The organism is Actibacterium naphthalenivorans (assembly GCF_014196965.1).
GTDB classification, from domain to species: domain Bacteria; phylum Pseudomonadota; class Alphaproteobacteria; order Rhodobacterales; family Rhodobacteraceae; genus Actibacterium_A; species Actibacterium_A naphthalenivorans.
Genome location: NZ_JACIEQ010000003.1, coordinates 490,915 through 508,188, shown reverse-complemented (window position 1 = coordinate 508,188; position 17,274 = coordinate 490,915). Strand labels below are relative to the sequence as shown.

At 61.2% G+C, this 17,274-nt stretch carries 19 protein-coding genes; 8 read left to right on the top strand and 11 right to left on the bottom strand.

Features of this window, described 5'->3' with window-relative positions; genetic code table 11:
* The first annotated feature begins 390 nt into the window (after nt 1-390).
* The 3 genes from GGR17_RS13780 (at nt 391) to GGR17_RS13770 (ending at nt 2,046) form a co-directional block, all read left to right on the top strand.
* Nucleotides 391-1,011 (top strand): hypothetical protein, encoded by a 621-nt coding sequence (locus tag GGR17_RS13780; protein WP_054540080.1) that lies wholly within the window; start codon nt 391-393, stop codon nt 1,009-1,011.
* Between the two features lie 154 nt (nt 1,012-1,165).
* Complete coding sequence (locus tag GGR17_RS13775; protein ID WP_157445621.1) at nt 1,166-1,378, top strand: hypothetical protein; 213 nt, start codon at nt 1,166-1,168, stop codon at nt 1,376-1,378.
* A 2-nt stretch (nt 1,379-1,380) separates the two neighbouring features.
* Nucleotides 1,381-2,046 carry a transporter gene (locus tag GGR17_RS13770; RefSeq protein ID WP_054540078.1) on the top strand — a complete coding sequence of 222 codons (666 nt, stop codon included), beginning with the start codon at nt 1,381-1,383 and terminating at the stop codon, nt 2,044-2,046.
* A 498-nt stretch (nt 2,047-2,544) separates the two neighbouring features.
* Here GGR17_RS13770 and GGR17_RS13765 read toward each other — a convergent pair whose 3' ends face one another.
* Nucleotides 2,545-3,459, bottom strand: coding sequence for a helix-turn-helix domain-containing protein (locus tag GGR17_RS13765; RefSeq protein ID WP_054540077.1), 915 nt, complete (start codon nt 3,457-3,459; stop codon nt 2,545-2,547).
* An 82-nt stretch (nt 3,460-3,541) separates the two neighbouring features.
* On the opposite strand from GGR17_RS13765, the gene pobA reads away from it, so the two are divergent.
* From pobA to GGR17_RS13750, 3 genes are all read left to right on the top strand, one after another.
* Nucleotides 3,542-4,717: a 4-hydroxybenzoate 3-monooxygenase gene (pobA, locus tag GGR17_RS13760; RefSeq protein ID WP_054540076.1), complete on the top strand. Its 1,176-nt coding sequence runs from the start codon at nt 3,542-3,544 to the stop codon at nt 4,715-4,717.
* 125 nt (nt 4,718-4,842) lie between these two features.
* A complete protein-coding gene (locus GGR17_RS13755) occupies nt 4,843-5,445 on the top strand; it encodes a TetR/AcrR family transcriptional regulator (RefSeq protein ID WP_054540075.1) in 603 nt (200 codons plus the stop codon).
* A gap of 225 nt (nt 5,446-5,670) precedes the next feature.
* Nucleotides 5,671-6,744 carry a hypothetical protein gene (locus GGR17_RS13750; protein WP_054540074.1) on the top strand — a complete coding sequence of 358 codons (1,074 nt, stop codon included), beginning with the start codon at nt 5,671-5,673 and terminating at the stop codon, nt 6,742-6,744.
* 130 nt (nt 6,745-6,874) lie between these two features.
* Here GGR17_RS13750 and GGR17_RS13745 read toward each other — a convergent pair whose 3' ends face one another.
* Entirely contained in the window at nt 6,875-7,732 is an 858-nt protein-coding gene (locus tag GGR17_RS13745; RefSeq protein ID WP_054540073.1) for an alpha/beta fold hydrolase, read from the bottom strand.
* The gene (locus GGR17_RS13740) at nt 7,729-8,133 is read right to left on the bottom strand and encodes a hypothetical protein (RefSeq protein ID WP_054540072.1); all 405 of its coding nucleotides are present in this window, start codon (nt 8,131-8,133) and stop codon (nt 7,729-7,731) included. Before GGR17_RS13740 ends, GGR17_RS13745 begins: the two co-directional genes overlap by 4 nt.
* A 249-nt stretch (nt 8,134-8,382) precedes the next feature.
* Between GGR17_RS13740 and GGR17_RS13735 the strand changes: the two genes are divergently transcribed.
* The gene (locus GGR17_RS13735; protein WP_054540071.1) at nt 8,383-9,258 is read left to right on the top strand and encodes a dioxygenase family protein; all 876 of its coding nucleotides are present in this window, start codon (nt 8,383-8,385) and stop codon (nt 9,256-9,258) included.
* A gap of 155 nt (nt 9,259-9,413) precedes the next feature.
* Entirely contained in the window at nt 9,414-10,304 is an 891-nt protein-coding gene (locus GGR17_RS13730) for a LysR family transcriptional regulator (protein ID WP_054540070.1), read from the top strand.
* Nucleotides 10,305-10,313: 9 nt separating this feature from the next.
* Here the strand turns inward: GGR17_RS13730 and GGR17_RS13725 are convergent, their stop codons facing one another.
* The 8 genes from GGR17_RS13725 to benB are packed head-to-tail and all read right to left on the bottom strand — an operon-like array spanning nt 10,314 to nt 17,271.
* The gene (locus tag GGR17_RS13725; RefSeq protein WP_054540069.1) at nt 10,314-11,024 is read right to left on the bottom strand and encodes an ABC transporter ATP-binding protein; all 711 of its coding nucleotides are present in this window, start codon (nt 11,022-11,024) and stop codon (nt 10,314-10,316) included.
* Nucleotides 11,017-11,760, bottom strand: a complete 744-nt coding sequence (locus tag GGR17_RS13720; RefSeq protein WP_054540068.1) for an ABC transporter ATP-binding protein — start codon at nt 11,758-11,760, stop codon at nt 11,017-11,019. The genes GGR17_RS13725 and GGR17_RS13720 overlap by 8 nt, the downstream gene beginning before the upstream one ends.
* Nucleotides 11,753-12,754, bottom strand: coding sequence for a branched-chain amino acid ABC transporter permease (locus tag GGR17_RS13715; RefSeq protein WP_054540067.1), 1,002 nt, complete (start codon nt 12,752-12,754; stop codon nt 11,753-11,755). Before GGR17_RS13715 ends, GGR17_RS13720 begins: the two co-directional genes overlap by 8 nt.
* A gap of 3 nt (nt 12,755-12,757) precedes the next feature.
* Nucleotides 12,758-13,627 (bottom strand): branched-chain amino acid ABC transporter permease, encoded by an 870-nt coding sequence (locus GGR17_RS13710; RefSeq protein ID WP_054540066.1) that lies wholly within the window; start codon nt 13,625-13,627, stop codon nt 12,758-12,760.
* Between the two features lie 55 nt (nt 13,628-13,682).
* A complete protein-coding gene (locus GGR17_RS13705; protein WP_054540065.1) occupies nt 13,683-14,849 on the bottom strand; it encodes an ABC transporter substrate-binding protein in 1,167 nt (388 codons plus the stop codon).
* Between the two features lie 53 nt (nt 14,850-14,902).
* On the bottom strand, nt 14,903-15,679 hold the full coding sequence (gene benD / locus GGR17_RS13700; RefSeq protein ID WP_054540064.1) for a benzoate diol dehydrogenase BenD: 777 nt from the start codon (nt 15,677-15,679) through the stop codon (nt 14,903-14,905).
* Nucleotides 15,679-16,698 (bottom strand): benzoate 1,2-dioxygenase electron transfer component BenC, encoded by a 1,020-nt coding sequence (benC, locus tag GGR17_RS13695; protein ID WP_054540063.1) that lies wholly within the window; start codon nt 16,696-16,698, stop codon nt 15,679-15,681. The genes benD and benC overlap by 1 nt, the downstream gene beginning before the upstream one ends.
* A 54-nt stretch (nt 16,699-16,752) precedes the next feature.
* Nucleotides 16,753-17,271: a benzoate 1,2-dioxygenase small subunit gene (benB, locus tag GGR17_RS13690; RefSeq protein WP_054540062.1), complete on the bottom strand. Its 519-nt coding sequence runs from the start codon at nt 17,269-17,271 to the stop codon at nt 16,753-16,755.
* Between the last annotated feature and the right edge of the window lie 3 nt (nt 17,272-17,274).

Here is a 17,274-nt window from a genome sequence, read left to right as displayed (position 1 = left end):
TAGATGTCGCCGCGCGAGCCGTATCGCCCGCCAGACGCTTCTTGCCGGCCTCGAGGAATTCCTTGGACCAGCTGTAATACAGGCTCTGGGCAATAGACCCGGTCCTGGAGGTTTGCTGCTGCTTGTTGCGGAACTCGAAGTGCAGCATCGGCGTCTTTCGCTTGTCCGTCGGCGGTCCGTATTTTCTGATCGATCTGCGTGATGGCGGCCGTTATGCGTTTTGCTTCGGTTTCGGCACCCTCTGCTTCTTGATCCAGATTTGCCGCCTTCCTCTGTTTCTCTGCGATCTCGGCCTTGATGGCGGCGACGTCGCATCGCTCCAGAGAAATCCCGCACCCCTGTGCCAGTACTTGATCTATTGGAATTCGGCAGATCGAGCATATCCGCAATGTGGTTGAAGAGGCCGACGACGCCCTGATCTGCACCAACAGTGCCGGTGACGTCGCGCGCTATCGCCCCGGCGGCGAGGCGGAAATGATCGCGACTGGCCTCGACACGCTCATGGGGCTTGTCACGGACTCCGATGGATCCTGGCTGGTTTGTGAAAGCGGCACGGGCCGCGTGCTGCGGATCGATGGCAAAGGCGAACTGGAGGTTGTGGCCGATGGTCTCGACAAGCCCGCCGGGATCACGATCGGTGCCGACGGAACTCTGTTCGTTTCCGAGATTGGCAGCGGGCGCCTTGTGGCGATTGTCGATGGTAAGCCGCAGGTGCTGCATACCGGCATGATCGAGCCCCATGGCGTTGCCGTGGTGGGAGATCCTGTCATGGTTCTTGACCGGACCGCCGGAAAGCTCATCGGCGTTACCGCAGGCACGGCGACGGTTCTGGCCTCTGGATTGCCAACCGGTGGCGGGGTGGGGCGCAGGATCAACACCCCTCCGGGGATCGCTGGATTGATGCCCGGCCCGCTGAGCGCGTTTGCCGATCTGGCCGTTCTGGCGGATGGTCGCCTCTGCATCGGGTGCGACGGAAACGGCAGCGTTCTGACCCTTTCCCAACATAGCTGACATCACTTCAGGCCGGGGTCCGGCCGCAGAAAGGCCGGATGAAGCCCCGCACGCCCTTGGGCGAAGGCAATCGGCATAACCACGCATTTCCGTCAGAGCGCCGCCATCAAGCGGCCTCCGTGACGCACATCAACCAGAAAGGTACGACACGATGATGATCAAGAAAATCTGTAAGGCCATTTTCGGCACCGTTACGGCGGCCCTCGCTCTTTCGCCGATGGCGGCATCTGCTGCGGATACGCAGCCCGGCGATTTCATCGCGGCCCCGCCGGGGACCAACGGCATTCTGCTCTACGGGATCTATGGGGACAACGACGGGGCGACCATCGGGGGGGCGATCTGCCTGCCAGTCTGGAAAGCTATGTGATCATGCCGCGCTATGTCTATTTCTTCGAGGTCGGCGGAATGACGGCGGATATCAACGTGCTTTTGCCGATGGGTAAGCTTAGCAACGGCAGCCTGGGCGGCGCCGATCTGGGAAGCGCTGACGGCTTCGGGGATCTGACCGTCGCGGCGACCTTGTGGCTTGTCAATGATCCGGCAAGCAATCGTTATATGGGGGTGGCGGGCTATCTGAACTTCCCGACCGGAAGCTATGATCCGGACGATGCGCTCAACCTCGGATCGAACCGGGTTTCGGGAACGCTTCAGCTTGGCGGCGTCTACGGATTGTCTGAAAAGTGGTATCTGGATCTCGTGGGCGACGTGACGCTTTATGGCGACAATCGCAATGCCAACGGTGCCGGGGGTATCCTGTCGCAGGACCCGACATATACCGTTCAGAGCTGGATAAACTATCAGTCCACCGACAAACTGCGCCTTTCGCTGGGATATGGCGGCTATTGGGGCGGCGATCAGTCCCTTGATGACGTTGCCAATGGTATCACGTCCGAGAAACAGCAAGTGCGCGCCGCCGCGACGATCTCCCTTACACCCACGCTTCAGCTGCTGGGGCAGATCAACCACGACTTTGATGTCAAGGGCGGGTTCAAGCAGGATGTATCGGCACTGTTTCGGATCATGAAGGTGTTTTGAGCGCGAATGGCTGAGTGCCAGCTCAGCCATGGGTGCCCCCGCGCTTCGGCTCCTGCGGAACCATTGTGGCGCGTGCGACGTACTGTGCGCCAACACTGGATCAGCGGAAGTTGGAATTTTCCGGCTCTGATCGCGATGACGGGCGGGTGGCACCATCGTGATGCGTGTCCGACCTCGTTATCGTGTCCGCGCCAATTCCCGAGCTTTCTGTTGAAGGCCTTGATAAAACCGTGCTCCGGCATGACGCGGACGAGGCCATGTTTCCTGGGTCGGCACAGGCTGCCATCTTGTGCTGATCCGGGCCACGGGGGCGCCGGGAACACGGATCCGGAAATGTCGTGCCGCTCGTTTGCGCCCTCTACCTTGACCGGGAGGGGGGAGAGCCTGAAATACATCCATGGCGTGGCGATAGCGGTCGTGGCGCCATAACGAGCGGCTGGGGGAAGCTTCGACCAGTTGCTGCGGCTGGCGGTAGTGTTTCGATCTGAGAACAAGACACTACCCGGAAATGTTGGCGCTTTCGGGGATCTCATCAACGGGGGGCTCGCCATCCAGTTTCCTGCGATACTGCGTGGGGGACAGTCCGATACGGCGCTGAAAGGCGCGGGAAAAATAGGCGGGGTCTTCGAACCCGAGCGCATAGCCGATCTCGGCCACGGTGATGCGGGTATAGGCCAGTTGACGGCAGGCATCCTGAAACAGGATCGTTTCCACGAATTTCGAGGCGGACAGTCCCGTCCCTTGCCGGCAGATCCGGTTCAGATGCGTCGGGGTCATCGACAGGGCCTGCGCATAGTCGGCCACCCGCCAGCGCTGGCGATAGTTCTGGCGGACAAGGGTCTCGAACGCCTTGACGCGCTGGTCCTGTCCCCGTGTGGGCACCTGTTGCCCTTCGGTCATCTCGCGGGCCATCTGACAGGCGATCAGCAGGGCCAGGGCCCGCAGAATTGGCGCGCGACCGGGCTGTGTCGCGCGGTGTTCTGTCTGGATCTGCGCGAAGGGCGCCGCGATCCGTTCGGTGGCCGGGCAATGCCCCCAGCTGTCCAGCGGGCTGGCAAAGGTGGCGTCGGCGGCAAGCGCGTCGGAGAGTTCAGCGACCGGGATTGTCAGCACATAGCCTTCCGTCCCCTTGGCAAAGCGAAACCCGTGCACGGTCAGGCGCGGGATGCTGATCATCACCGGCGGCGCCAGATCATAGGTCATGCCATCGACGGTGATCTGAACCGCGCCCTGCTGGATGAAGAAGAACTGATGCAGGTGCGGATGCCGGTGCGGTGCGATGTGCCAGTCGTGCAGAACCGCGCGGTCCGTGATGCGTTCGCAGTGCAGGATATCGGGAAAGGCGTGCCGTTCGCCATAAAGCGCATAGGCGGGAATGGTGCTGCGCGTGGTCGGGCCGGGATTGTCTGGCATGTTCCAAAAGTACCATAGTTTGATGCTTCGGTCCATTCAGTAAGCCCTGGCGTGTTCTATTAATACCGAAAAGGGGGGGGCTATGCGTACACAAGTTGCAATCATCGGCGGCGGGCCATCGGGGCTTTTGCTGTCCCAGCTGTTGAACAAGGCGGGGATCGGCACGGTTGTTCTGGAACGCCGCACGCGGGAATATGTGCTGTCGCGCATTCGCGCGGGCGTGCTGGAATGGGGCACGGTCGAACTGCTGCGCACGGCGGGCGCCGGCGACCGGATGGACCGCGAAGGGATCGTGCATGACGGCTGCTATCTGTCCACGGCCAAAGGCATGTTCCACGTGGATTTCAAAAAGCGCGTCGGGAAACAGGTGATGATCTATGGCCAGACCGAAGTCACCCGCGACCTGTATGATGCGCAAGAGGCCCTTGGCGCCACCGTTATTCACGAGGCCGAGGATGTCGCGCTGCACGATGTGGACGGCGATGCACCCTATGTGACCTATACCAGGGATGGGCAGGAGTACCGGATCGACTGCGACTATATCGCCGGGTGCGACGGGTTCCACGGGGTCAGCCGCCCGACCATCCCCGAAAGCATTCGCACGGAATACGAACGGGTCTATCCCTTCGGCTGGCTTGGTATTCTGGCCGAGACCCCGCCCTGCGCGGACGAGTTGATCTATGCCAACCATCCACGCGGGTTCGCGCTTGCCTCGATGCGGAACCCGAACCTGACGCGCTATTACATTCAGGTGCCGCTGACCGACAAGGTCGAGGACTGGTCCGACGATGCCTTCTGGGCCGAACTGAAAGCCCGCCTTCCCAAAGAGGTTGCCGAAGGCATGGTCACCGGCCCGTCGATCGAAAAATCCATCGCGCCGCTGCGCAGTTTCGTCAGCGAGCCGATGCGCTGGGGCCGGCTGTTCCTGTGCGGGGATTCGGCGCATATCGTACCGCCGACGGGCGCCAAGGGGCTGAACCTGGCCGCGTCCGACGTGCACTATCTGTTCGAGGGGCTCAAGGCATTCTACCAGGCGGGGGATGCGTCGGGGCTGGACCGCTATTCCGAAGTTGCTCTGGCGCGGGTCTGGAAGGCCACGCGGTTCAGCTGGTGGATGACGACGTCCATGCACCGCTTCCCCGATCAGTCCGAGTTTGATCAGCATATTCAGGAAAGCGAGCTTGAGTATCTGGCAGGCTCGGCCGTTGCACAGGCGGCCATGGCCGAAAACTATGTGGGCTTGCCGTTCGACGAGTGATGTTCGGTCCAGGGCGGGGCGGACAGGCGGCGCGGAAAGGCGCGGCAGATATGTTTACGGCTCTGATATCATCGCGTATGCAGTGGCCTTTGTACGCAAAGATGAACCTTCAGAGAGACTGTTGAATGAGGGTCCGGACGGAAGCCAAGAGACGATCCATCATTGAAACAGCGCGCCCGCTGTTTCTGGAAGGCGGCTATGCGGGCGTCACGATGGCCGCAGTGGCCAGCGCCCTGGGCGGATCAAAGGGCACGCTCTACGGGTATTTCCCAAGCAAGGAAGAGCTTTTCGGGGCCGTCGTGGCCGAGGCCAGCCCCGGTCTTTTCGCGTTGCTCGAAACGGTTGAAGCCGAGGCGGATGATCTGGTCTCGGGCCTGGAAGCGCTGGGCTGCGCCTATTTGCGGCTTGTCCTTTCGCAGCCGGTGATCGAAACCAGCCGGATGGTCGTGGCCGAGGTCGGGCGGCAACCGGAAATCGGCGAGATCTTCTTTTCGAACGGCCCGGCTCGCACCCTGCGTCGGGTGCAGGAAATTCTCTCGGACTTGGGGAAACGTCACGATCTTGTGGCGCTCAGTGACCCAGAGGCCGGCGCGCATTTCACCGGAATTTGCGATGGCGGGCTCTATAGTCGCATAATTTGGGGGGCCGAGCCTGTGCCCACGGATCAAGAGATTGCGCAGCGGGTACGCCGTGCTGTCCGCCGGTTTCTTGCGGGATACGCCCCTTAAACTTCCTTCCATTGGGACAATCTGATGGCCCTGTGGCGGGTGTCCGGCCGGACACCCGAAGCGATGTCGCGCGTTACGTTCGATCACGATTTCGGTACCGAGGTGTACGGAAATGTTGACATGAGTCTGGCCCTGGAATAACCGTACTACATGGTACGCTTAAGTGTCCTGGCGATAGGCATGACACATGCGCATCGACAAGGCGCAACGCCAGAGGAATCAAGCATGACTGCACCGAAGAAATGGATCAAACAGGAAATCGAGTCGCTGGACCCAGAGGTCGATTATGTGCGGATCTGGCAGTTGGCGAGCTGCTATGACTCGAGCGAGTTCATGTCGAACATGATGTATGCGCTGACCTTCCCCAACTTCGTTGTGACCGATTGGGGCTCGGCTGCGGTGTGGCGTGAAGACGGTGGCAAGGTTGTCGAACGCGCCACCTCTCGCGTGGAGCAAACACAAAGCACCAATGCGTTGTGGTGGTGGTATGGGCCGCATGACGAGCGCACCAAGAAATCGGTCGATGGGATCAACCGGCTGCACGCCCATTGGGCCAAGCAATATCCCGGAGCCTTCGCGTATAACGACGATTACATCTATGTCTGCGCCTTCTCGGCCGTGCTGATGCATCGGTTCCGTCTGCGTGTCGGTGCGCCCGGCGTTTCGGAGAATGAAAAGATCGGCTCCCACAAGTTCTGGGGTGAGATGTCCAAGCTGTTCGTGGCCGAGAACAATACGCCATTGCACGGATATCCCGAGGACTTCGAAGGGTGCCTTCGGTTCTGCGAAGAGTTCGAAGCGATGGAAAAACCAAAGCCAGAGCGGGGCAATCTGATCGCCTCGGCGATCTACGAACAGTTTGTGTTCCGGTACTTCCCCGAAGAATTGCACTGGCTCGGGCATCAACTCATCCGCAGCCTCGCGCTGCCGAGCACGTTGAAAACCATGCAGATCGACCCGCCACATCCGATGGCGCAGGAAATTCTGCCGAAGTTGATGGGCTACATTCTCTGGTACAAGGAAACCTACGAAGACGACCCGTCGCGGAGCTATATCGAGAACCGCGAAGCCATGAGCCAGGAAGAGCGCCGCGCCTTCATGGGGTCTATCCGCGAGCTCGACAAACAGTTCCCGTCGCATTTCGTCGCAAACTATAAAGACGATCCGAAGTTTGAAGGATGCCCGTTCCATGAGGCGCTTCCCCGTTATGAAGGGGAAAACGAATTCAAGGCATCGGAAACTGTGCAGGAGATTGAACGCGTCGTTTCTGGTGAGGTCGGTGTCGCCAAGGCGGACTGACCTTCTCTGCTGCTGATCTCATTTTCTGAAGGTGAGGTTGATCCGAGCAGGCAAAGAATAGGCCAACGGGCAGCGCACCTCCCTGCGCTGCCCAAGGTCTGCTTCGGGCGGGGGCCCACGCCCGGAGCCTTTATGACATCCCGCCGCGCGGCATCGCGTCCAGCGCGGCGGCAAAGAAGGGACGGAAGCCCTCGGGATGTTCGCTCATCGGGAAGTGACCCAACTCATCCATCACCGCGATCGTCGCGCCGGGGATGGCGTCGGCTGTGCGCTGCGCATCTTCGGGGGTGCAGGTCAGATCATAGGCCCCGACCAGAACATGCACCGGCGTCTGCGCCGTGTCGATCTGGCCCAGACGGGCGATCAGGCTGTCATCGCGGGTGTAAAAGCTCAGATCGCCCCGGAACACGCCGGGGCCCGATTGCATGAACATCCACAGGGTATTCCAACGCTCGGCCTCGGGGGCATGGGGCGAAATATTCGCCGACACCAGCGCCGCACCCATTTCGCCGCCATGAGCGTCGGGGCGGTGGAACCAGTCGATATCATACCATGCGGGTTGAAAATCCGAGGCCTCAATGGCGATGAAACCAGAGAACTTTTCGGGATGCAGGGCTGCGATTTGCAACGCAATGCGCCCGCCCATCGAACAGCCCGCCAGCACGGGTTTTTCAAGCCCGAGCGCGTCAACCATGGCCAGAACGGTTTCGATGTAAGCCTCGGTTGTCAGCAGGTATTCTTCGGTCTGAAACCCTTCGGGGGGCAGGGATTTCCCGTGCCAGGGCATGTCAAAGGCGATCATCCGATTGTTGGCGGTGATCCGGGCGTCATTCATCAGGTGGCGCCACTGACGGGTATCGGCCCCGGCGGTGTGCAGGCACAAAACCGGGCGGCCCTGTCCCGCCTCTTCGAAATAGATGCGGCGCGGGGCATCGGCGATCTGCACCGTCACATAGCGGCCGGTGATGGGTTCGATCAGCGTGCTCATGCTGATACTCCTTCGCGGGCCGGATCGGTGCGGGCCAGATCGGTGCGGGCAAGCGCCATGAATTCCTTGAAGAAACGCAGGTTCTTGACCAGGGACAGAATGTCACCGTCCACCCGGCCGCGGCCGATTTTCACAAAGCCGAAAATGTCATGAAAGCCGGGCTTGGGGATCGGTTTCCAGAACTCTTCCAGCGCGGCGCGGTCGGTGCGCAGGGCAAAGCGCCAGGGCGTCTTGCGGCTGGGACCCGGTTCGACCCGCTCCAGCCGACCCTTTTCGAAATGCAGATAAAATTCATCCCCATCGACCTCAAGCAGGACCGTTTCGGAAAAAAGTCGGCCCAAACGATTCAAATGTTCGGATCGGTTCAGTTGATCCTGCATCCGGTGCAGTGTCGTCAGCATAAGGTTCTCCCTCGTTTGTGGAGAAGAAATGAGACGCGCCAATGCGATATGCAATGATCCGAAGGGTATGCCCCAATACCCTGACCGCCCGCAGCGGACACACCTTTGGGTATGCTCTACAGGGTATTGCCCCATACCGCTGTGACCATTGGCTTGGAGCGGGGTTCGAACGCATAATCCATGCCAGACGCCTGATTTTGCGTGAATCAGGACGTGACCATAGCGTTTCATCTTAGAGGAGGAAGTCGAATGCGCAATGTGACCATCGACAATGTGTCAGACGTCGTTATCGCATCTTTGGGCCAGCATGGGGAAATCTCCGAGCGCCAGCGGGAGATCATGACCAGCCTGATCAAACATCTGCACGGGTTTTGCAAAGACGTGAAACTGCAGCACTCGGAATTTCTGCAGGCCTGTGATTACCTGACCCGCGCCGGTCAGATCACCGATGACAAGCGTCAGGAATTCATCCTGCTGGGTGACATTCTGGGGGTCGAGGTTCTGGTCGACATGCTGACCAACCCGGTCGATGCGGGCGAAAGCGAATCCACGGTGCTTGGCCCGTTCTATCGTGAAAACCCGCCCGTTCTGCCCAAGGGCGCCTCGACCGTGCAAAAGCACTTTGACGACGAAGAGACCGTGTATTTCGAAGGCACCGTGACCGACACCAATGGCAAGCCGCTGGCCGGCGTGATCATGGACGTCTGGGAAGATGCCCCCAACGGAATGTACGAGAACCACGATCCCGAGCAGCCCGATTACAACCTGCGCGGCCGTTTTGAGACGGATGAAAACGGGCACTATGCGTTCCGTGCCATCCGGCCCGTTCCCTATCCGATCCCGGATAATGAAACCGCGGGCGAACTGCTGCGCTATATGGGGCACCATCCGAACCGGCCCGGCCACATGCATTTCATTTTGTCGAAAGACGGGTTCGGAACGCTCGTGTCGCAAATCTACGACGCGGACAGTACCTATCTTGACGAGGATTCGGTTTTCGCCGTGAAAGAAAGCCTGGTTGGTCAGTTCAGGAAGGCAGGCGACAATCTGGACACCGATCTGCATGTGCAGTTCGACTTCGTCCTCAAGGAAGAGGCAGCCGCACAATCGGTTGCGGCCGAATAAGCCTTTCGAACATGCAGACAGAAGGGCGCGCAGGGTCTGTGCGTCCTTTTTCGTAAACCAAAGGGGAATGGAAGCCCCGGCGCGCCAAGGAAATGTTTGACTTCCGTGCCGTCGCAGGGGCTTGTTCCCTGCGTATCATCAGGGGCCCGCAGTCAATGAATATCAAACAGTTGGAGTATTTCATTGCGGTGGCCGAAGAGCTTCACTTTGGCCGTGCGGCGGAACGTCTGGGCATCGCGCAACCGCCGCTTAGCCGGCAGATCAAACAGACCGAGGACGAACTGGGCGCATTGTTGTTCGTGCGCGGGCGCAATGCGATCACCCTGACCCAGGCGGGCGAGCGGCTTTACGAACGCGGCCGGTTCATCCTGCGCGAATTGCAGGATGTGAAACGCGAAATCCGGCGCATCGGACAGGGGGCAGAGGGGCGTTTGCGCGTCGGATTTGTCGGCTCTTCGACCTTTGGCATTCTGCCCAATATTCTCAAATCCTTTCGCGCCAATTATCCCGATGTGTCGCTCAGCCTTCTGCCGATGAACAATGCGCAGTTGCAAAAGACCCTGATCCGCCGGGAAATCGACGTGGGTTTTGCCCGCCCCGCGCTGAAAGATCCCGAAATCCTGTCGAAAAAACTGGGCGAGGAAGACCTGATCCTTGCCGCGCCGGACACGTTGGAGGCATCCGGGAAATCCACCATTGATCTCAAGATGATCGCGGACCAGAATTTCATTCTGTATCCCGAATATCCCCGGCCCAGCTATGCCGATTTTGTGCTGGATCGCTGTAAGGAACAGGCACTGGAAATTCCAAAACGGGTTTTTACGATGGATCTGCAAACCGCGCTTAGCTTGGTCACGGTGGGTGAAGGCGTCTGTATCGTGCCCGCATCCGTCGGCAACGCAACACGCAACGGATTGCGCTATTTTGACATCAGCCCGCCTTTGGGGCGAACAGAAGTGTCTTTAAATTACCGCGTCGATGAACAGGGCATTCACGTCCACAATTTCGTGTCAATCGCGCAGCGGGTGGCCCGCCGCACGATCTGATGCACGGCCCTAGACCCCAAGCCAGCGGTGCTGGGCCTCTTCATCCGCCCGGATGCCCGCCGCGTCGCCCTGCCAGACCACGCGCCCCTTGCTGACCACGACCACGTCATCGGCAAGGCTGGTCGCGAAGCCGAAATTCTGTTCGACCAGAACCATCGACAGGCCCTCGGCTTTCAGCTCGGCCAGCTTGTCGTGGATCAACTTGACGATGATCGGCGCCAGACCTTCGGTGGGTTCGTCCAGGATCAGCAGACGCGGGTTCATCAGCAGCGCCCGCCCGATGGCCAGCATCTGTTGCTCGCCGCCCGAAAGCTGGGTGCCACCGTTCGACATGCGCTCGGCCAGACGGGGGAACAGATCGACCACCCGGTCAATCGTCCAGGCCGCGCCGCTGCCGTTCGCGTCGGCGAAGCGTTTGGAGGCCAGCTCGAGATTTTCGCGCACGCTGAGCGAGGGAAAGATATCGCGCGTTTCGGGCACATAGGCGATGCCCAGCTTGGCGATCTCATAGGGGGGCAGATCGTTCAGGGGCGTCCCGTCAAAGCTTACATCGCCCCCGTTCAACGGCAGCAGCCCCATGATGGTTTTCAGCGTGGTGCTTTTGCCCGCGCCATTGCGGCCCAGCACCGCCAGCACCCGCCCCGGTTCGGCCTGAAAGGACAGGCCATAAAGCACCTGCGTTTCGCCATAGCCGGAGTCAACAGATTGCACTTCAAGCATCTTCCCAGCTCCCCAGATAGATTTCCTTCAACATCGCACTGTTGCGCGCGGCTTCGGGAAGGCCGTCAAACACCACCTCGCCATAGTTCAGCACCGTGATCGTGTCGGCGACATCAAAGGCCAGATCCATGTCATGCTCGATGATCAGCAGCGTCAGATCGCGCGGCAGATCGTTGAGCATCTTGTGAAACCCATGCGCCATCTCGGGGCCGACCCCCGAGGTGGGTTCGTCCATCAGGATCACCTTGGGCCGGGTGGCCAATGCCACGCCCACCTCAAGCTGGCGGCGTATGCCGTAAGACACTTCGCTGACAAGCGCATCCAGAACCGGCGCAAGATCCACCTGCGCGGCCACCTCGGCCACGGTTTCGCGCACCTCGGACCGGGACAGGCTGTCGCGCAGCAAAGAGGTGGCGTGGCCCTGGGCCACCGATGCGGCCAGCCCCAGGTTTTCGGCAATCGTCAGCCCGTCGAACAGCGTGTTCTTCTGATAGCTGCGCGACAGCCCGCGCCGCGCCCGTTTGGCCACGCTGAGCCCGGTCACATCCTCGCCGTCCAGATGGATCGATCCGCTGTCCGAGCTCAGTTCACCGACAAGCTGGTTGAACAGCGTGGTCTTGCCCGCGCCGTTGGGGCCAAGGATCACTCGCCGTTCACCTTTTTCAAGCTTGAGCGACACATCGCGGGTCACATGGATGGCGCCAAAGCGTTTATCGAGGTTTCTGGTCTCAAGCATCGCTGTCGCCCTCCAGTGCCAGATTGCCGGTCTTTGCGGCATGGGTGCGGCCCTGCCAGCGGGCGACGCGGGCTTCGAGCCAGCCGAAGATCCCGTTGGCGCGGCTCATCACCACGGCGATCAGGATCACGCCGACGACCAGATGCCAGTGGGTGGTGTGGGCGCTAACCTCGTGCTTGAGCAGGACAAAGAACGCCGCGCCCACGACGGGGCCCACAAGGGTGCCCAGCCCACCAAGGATCACCACGACCAGCGCTTCGCCCGAGACGGTCCAGGCCAGAAGGCCGGGCGAGACATACATGATATGTTGTGCCGCCAGCGTCCCGGCCAGCCCCGCCAGCACGCCCGAAAGGCCAAAGATCGCCGCCTTGACACGCCAGACGTTCAGCCCCAGCGCGCGCATCCGCTGTTCGCTGTGCAGGATGCCGGTGACGCTGCGCCCCAGCCCCGAGCGCAGGATCGCCACCGCCGCCAGATAGGCCGCCAGCAGCAGCGCCAGCGCGAAGAACGCAAACCCGCGCGAGTCGTTCAGGTCGATGCCCAGCCCCGACAGGTCCAGCCGGGGCGCGCCCGACAGCCCGTCATCGCCGCCGAAAAACGACGATTCAAAGATATAGGAATAGGCCATCTGCCCAAAGGCCAGCGTCGCCATGATGAAATAGATGCCATGGGTCCGCGCGCAGATCGCGCCCACGATCCAGCCGACAACCCCGCCAAGCGCCATGGCCCCGATCATCGCGGGCAGGGGCGCAACCCCCGCCTTGGTTGCCAGAAGGGTAAAGCCATAGGCCCCGATCCCCATCAGCGCCCCGTGAAACAGCGAGACCATGCCGCCGAACCCGGCCACCATGTCCAGCGCGATCACCAGAATGGCAAGGATCGCAATCTCGGTCAGGATCTCAAGGCCGAAATATTCGGCGTTCAGGCCGTAAAGGATGGCCGCCGCGCCCAGCAGCACAAGCGTCGCGATCCGCAAAGGTGTGTGTCTGAACATTGCTTATCCTTTCGCCGGGAACAGCCCGGCCGGTTTGATCACCAGCACGGCGGCCAGCAGCGCGTAGATGAGAACCGAGGCCAGCTGTGGCGCGAGGACCGCGCCGAAGGTCTGCACGAACCCATAGATCAGCGACCCGGCGATGGCGCCCTGCAGGCTGCCCAGCCCGCCGATCACGATCACGATCAGGGTGGGGATCAGGATTTGCAGGCCCATATCCGGGGTCACCGACAAAAGCGGCGCGGCAATCGCCCCGGCCAGCCCCGCAAGCCCGCAGCCCACGCAAAAGACGATGAAGAACAGCTTTTCGACGTTGATCCCCAGACAGGCCGCCATTTCGTCATTGTCCACACCGGCGCGGATCATTGCCCCGATCTGGGTGCGCGACAGAACCAGTGTCAGCGCGACAAAGGCCAGCCCCCCAAGCGCGATGATGAACAGCCGGTAGATCGGGTATTCTATGCCCAGAAACGCGGCGCGCCCCGACAGGATCTGCGGCACGTCAATCCCAAGGGCGAAATCGCCCCAGATGATCCGCGTCAGATCGAGCATGGCAAAGATCAGCCCGAAGGTCACCAGAACCTGCGACATCGGGCCCGCCTTGCGCATCCGCTTGATCAGGCCGCCATACAGCACGACCCCGACCAGAGCGACCGCCAGCGGCGCCGCGATCAGGGCCGGCCAGTAGCCGACCGCCGCCGCAACGCTTGCCGCCACATAGGCCCCGAGTGCATAGAGCGCGCCATGGGCGAGGTTGACGAAATGCATCAGGCCGAAAATCACGGTCAGCCCCACCGACAACAGAAACAACAGCATGGAAAGCTGCAGGGCATTGAGCCCCTGCAAAATCCAAAACCCCGGATCGCTGGTCATTTTCTCATTCCCCCCAAAAGCCCGGCTGCCCAGGGTCGGGCAGCCGGATGTGTCCCTACTTCAGCACGCAGCCGTTGACCGGGTCCTGCTGCGCGGGAAGCGTTGCCAGAACCTTCTGGGTCAGCCCGGTTTCGCCGGCCACGGTCTCGTAGACATAGATCAGCTGGATCAGGTTGTTGGTCGCGGGGTCGATGCTGAGCGGACCACGCGGGCCGGTAAAGCTGACCTTGCCGAGGGCGGCGGCGATCGTCTCGCGGTCGGATGCGCCGGTTTTGGTGGCCTCGATCAGCGCGCGCGCGGAATCATAGCCGTGAACCGCGTATTCCGACGGGATGCGCCCGGTCTTTTCGGTGAAGGCGGCCACGAAATCCTTGTTCTCCACCGAGTCAATGGTGGGCACATAGTGCAGCGCCGTAATCACGCCTTCGGCCGCCGGACCCTGGGCATTCACATAAAGCGACGAGGTCAGGAACCCGGACCCGTAAAGCGGCAGATCGGTTTTCAGCCCAAAGCTGTCATACTGTTTGACGAAGGAAATCGCTTCGCCGCCCGCATAGAACACAAAGACGGCCTCGGCGCCGCTGGCCTGTGCCTTGGTCAGGTAGGGGCCGAAATCCTGTGTCTTGCGGAAGGGTGTGTATTCCTGTCCGACGATCTCGCCGCCCGCGGCGGTAAAGGCCTCTGCGAACGCGTCGATCATCTGGTGGCCTGCGGCATAGTCGGGGGCCAGCGTATAGACCTTGGTGATGCCCTGATCGAACATCCACTGGCCCATGGGGCGGTTCACCTGACCATTCGAAAAGGACAGGCGCACGACATAGGGGCTACAGCTTTCGCCGGTGGCCTCGTCATTGCCCGCATTGGCCACGATCAGCGGCACCTTCGAGCCGTGCACCATGTCGCGCACCGCGCCCAGAACGCCCGAAGACACGATGCCCGCCATGACATCGACCTTGTCCTGCAGCACCAGCTTGCGGGTCTTGGCAAGGCCCACCGGCGGGCTGACCTCGGTGTCCTCGCGGATCAGGTCAAAGGTTGCGCCGGTCTCGGCGCCATAGGTTTCAAGCGCGAGCGCAAACCCGTCGTCGATGTCCTGGCCAAGGCTGGCATAGACGCCCGAATAGGGCAGCAAAAGCCCGACCTTGATGTCTTCGGCCAGTGCGGGCGTGAACGCCAGACAGGTGGCAAGCCCGGCCAGGGCCGTCTTGAGTGTCGTTTTCATGTTGATTTCTCCTCCCTGTGAATTGCCCGGGCCTCTCCCTGGCCCGGTTGTCGTTATCCCAGATCGCCTCCTCCGACCGGCAGTGTCAGGCCGGTGATGTAGGAGGCGTCGTCGGATGCCAGAAACAGGATCGCGCCTGCCTGCTCATCCAGTGTGCCGTAGCGTTTCATCAGGCTGGACTGGACCGTCTGGTCGATGATCTGCTGATACCAAGCCTGTTCCTGCGCATCCTGTTCGCCCGGATGGCGCGGGATCGCCCGCGCGGGGGCTTCGGTCCCGCCCGGTGCGCTGGCCACGACGCGCACGCCGCGCTCGGCCACTTCCCACGCAAGCGAGGCGGTGATCGCGTTTACCCCGCCCTTGGCCGCGGCATAGGGCACACGGTTCAGGCTGCGGGTGGCGATCGAGGACACGTTGACGATCACGCCGCTTTCGCGTTCCAGCATCGTCGGCAGGGCCGCACGGCAGCACCAGAGCGTCGGAAACAGCGAGCGCTGGACCTCGGCCTGAATTTCCTCGGGCGCGTAATGTTCAAAGGGTTTGGTCCAGATCGTGCCGCCCACGTTGTTGATCAGGATGTCGATCCGGCCATAGGCCTCGACCGCTTCGGTCATTGCCTTTTGCGCGCCGTCCCATTGTTCCAGATCGGCGGCGATAAAGATCGCTTCGCCCCCTTTGGCGCGGATCCCGGCGGCGACCTCATCGGCCAAATCCGAACGGTCGATCAGCGCCAGCTTGCCGCCTTCGTCCGCGACGCGTTCGGCCACGCGGCGGCCGATGCCCTGGGCCGCGCCGGTGACGACGACGATCTTGTCGGTGAACCGGGCCATCAGGCGGCGTCCGCTTCGGCTTCGGAGGGGTTGAACTTTTCGAAATGGAAATGCGCCGGGGTCACGCCCAGATCGGCCATATGGCCGCGCACCGCATCCACCATCGGGGGCGGGCCGCACAGGTACACATCGACATCGCCGCCGTTGAAATCCTCCGCCGTCAGGTGATCGGTGACAAAGCCCTTCTTGGCGTGGTCGCTGTCGGCATCCGCCACAACGGTTTCCACGGTCAGGTTCGGCATTTTTGCCGCCAGCGCGGTGATCCGGTCCAGTTCGACCAGATCGGCGTCGCGTGTCACCGCATAGAACAGTCGGATCGGGTGTTCGGTCGGCTTGTCGGCCAGAAGTTCCAGCATCGACAGGAACGGCGCAAGCCCGGTGCCGCCCGCAAGAAACAGCAGGGGGCGTTCGGCGGGGCGCAGATAGAAGGTGCCCATCGGCCCGGTCAGCTCCAGCGTGTCACCGGCTTTGGCGCGCTCGGCCAGATAGGTGCTCATCATCCCGCCCGGCAGGTTGCGGATCAGAAAGCTGCCCGTGGCGGCATCGGGATGCGAGGAAAATGAATAGGAGCGATGCTGGCCGGTGCCCGGAACCTCGATGTTCACATATTGCCCCGGCAGGAACGCAACCTGTTTGGCGGGGGTGACCTCAAGCCGGAAAGACGTGTCCGACAGGGTTTCGACCGCCGTGACCGTGGCCGGCACTTTTTCCGCGCCGGTCTTGCAGGCCAGCGACGAGGCCGGCACCCGGATCACGCAATCGGATTCCGGGGTCATCTGGCAGGTCAGAACATAGCCTTCTGCTTCTTCTTCCTCGGTCATCGCGTCTTCGTGGTAGAATTCCAGCTCGTAGGAACCTTCCTCGCAGAAGCATTTGCAGGTGCCGCAGACCCCGTCGCGGCAATCCATCGGCACGTTGATCCGCTGACGAAAGGCGGCGTCCGTGACCAGTTCGTCTTCGTCGCAATCGATGATGCGGGTGACCCCGTCTTCGAAGTTCAGTGCAATTTTATAGCTCATATCTCTTCCCTCGGCGCGCCAGTCGGATGGCGCGCCGTCCCCGTAGATTTTGGATCAGATGTGGTAGACGTCGATCACGTGGTGGATCAGGTCGTTTTTCAACAAGACCTTTTTATCCATGATCAGCGGCTGTCCCGATGCGGTATCGATCGTGTAGAACGAGGTGCCGAAATACGTATCGGTGGTGTTGTAGCGATAGTTCAGCGTGAACCAGTTGAAGCGGATCTTCACTTCGGTCCCGTCGCGCGACACCACTTCGACATTGCTGATGTTGTGCGATGTGCGCGGCTCGGGCAGGCTGGTCGCCGAGGAGCGGTCCGTCTTGATGCGGAACACCCGGTCCTCGATCCCCGATTTGTCCTGATAATAGATCAGCGACATTTCGTTGGCCGGGTCTTCGGTCGGCGTGTCGAAATCATCCCAGGCGGGCATCCAGAACGGCGCGTCTTCGTGATAGAAGGCCAGCCATGTATCCCAGTCGCGATCGTCAAGCGCGCGCGCCTCGGCATAAAGAAAGGCGCGGATCTCGTCGATATCCAAAGCGGCGGCGGCCGAAACGGCAGTGTTTGTCATCGG

Coding starts and splice junctions, on each gene's coding strand:
- GGR17_RS13775 (WP_157445621.1), top strand. CDS start 1,166: ATGATCAAGAAAATCTGTAAGGCCATTTTCGGCACCGTTACGGCGGCC.
- GGR17_RS13770 (WP_054540078.1), top strand. CDS start 1,381: ATGCCGCGCTATGTCTATTTCTTCGAGGTCGGCGGAATGACGGCGGAT.
- GGR17_RS13765 (WP_054540077.1), bottom strand. CDS start 3,459: ATGCCAGACAATCCCGGCCCGACCACGCGCAGCACCATTCCCGCCTAT.
- pobA (WP_054540076.1), top strand. CDS start 3,542: ATGCGTACACAAGTTGCAATCATCGGCGGCGGGCCATCGGGGCTTTTG.
- GGR17_RS13755 (WP_054540075.1), top strand. CDS start 4,843: ATGAGGGTCCGGACGGAAGCCAAGAGACGATCCATCATTGAAACAGCG.
- GGR17_RS13750 (WP_054540074.1), top strand. CDS start 5,671: ATGACTGCACCGAAGAAATGGATCAAACAGGAAATCGAGTCGCTGGAC.
- GGR17_RS13745 (WP_054540073.1), bottom strand. CDS start 7,732: ATGAGCACGCTGATCGAACCCATCACCGGCCGCTATGTGACGGTGCAG.
- GGR17_RS13740 (WP_054540072.1), bottom strand. CDS start 8,133: ATGCTGACGACACTGCACCGGATGCAGGATCAACTGAACCGATCCGAA.
- GGR17_RS13735 (WP_054540071.1), top strand. CDS start 8,383: ATGCGCAATGTGACCATCGACAATGTGTCAGACGTCGTTATCGCATCT.
- GGR17_RS13730 (WP_054540070.1), top strand. CDS start 9,414: ATGAATATCAAACAGTTGGAGTATTTCATTGCGGTGGCCGAAGAGCTT.
- GGR17_RS13725 (WP_054540069.1), bottom strand. CDS start 11,024: ATGCTTGAAGTGCAATCTGTTGACTCCGGCTATGGCGAAACGCAGGTG.
- GGR17_RS13720 (WP_054540068.1), bottom strand. CDS start 11,760: ATGCTTGAGACCAGAAACCTCGATAAACGCTTTGGCGCCATCCATGTG.
- GGR17_RS13715 (WP_054540067.1), bottom strand. CDS start 12,754: ATGTTCAGACACACACCTTTGCGGATCGCGACGCTTGTGCTGCTGGGC.
- GGR17_RS13710 (WP_054540066.1), bottom strand. CDS start 13,627: ATGACCAGCGATCCGGGGTTTTGGATTTTGCAGGGGCTCAATGCCCTG.
- GGR17_RS13705 (WP_054540065.1), bottom strand. CDS start 14,849: ATGAAAACGACACTCAAGACGGCCCTGGCCGGGCTTGCCACCTGTCTG.
- benD (WP_054540064.1), bottom strand. CDS start 15,679: ATGGCCCGGTTCACCGACAAGATCGTCGTCGTCACCGGCGCGGCCCAG.
- benC (WP_054540063.1), bottom strand. CDS start 16,698: ATGAGCTATAAAATTGCACTGAACTTCGAAGACGGGGTCACCCGCATC.
- benB (WP_054540062.1), bottom strand. CDS start 17,271: ATGACAAACACTGCCGTTTCGGCCGCCGCCGCTTTGGATATCGACGAG.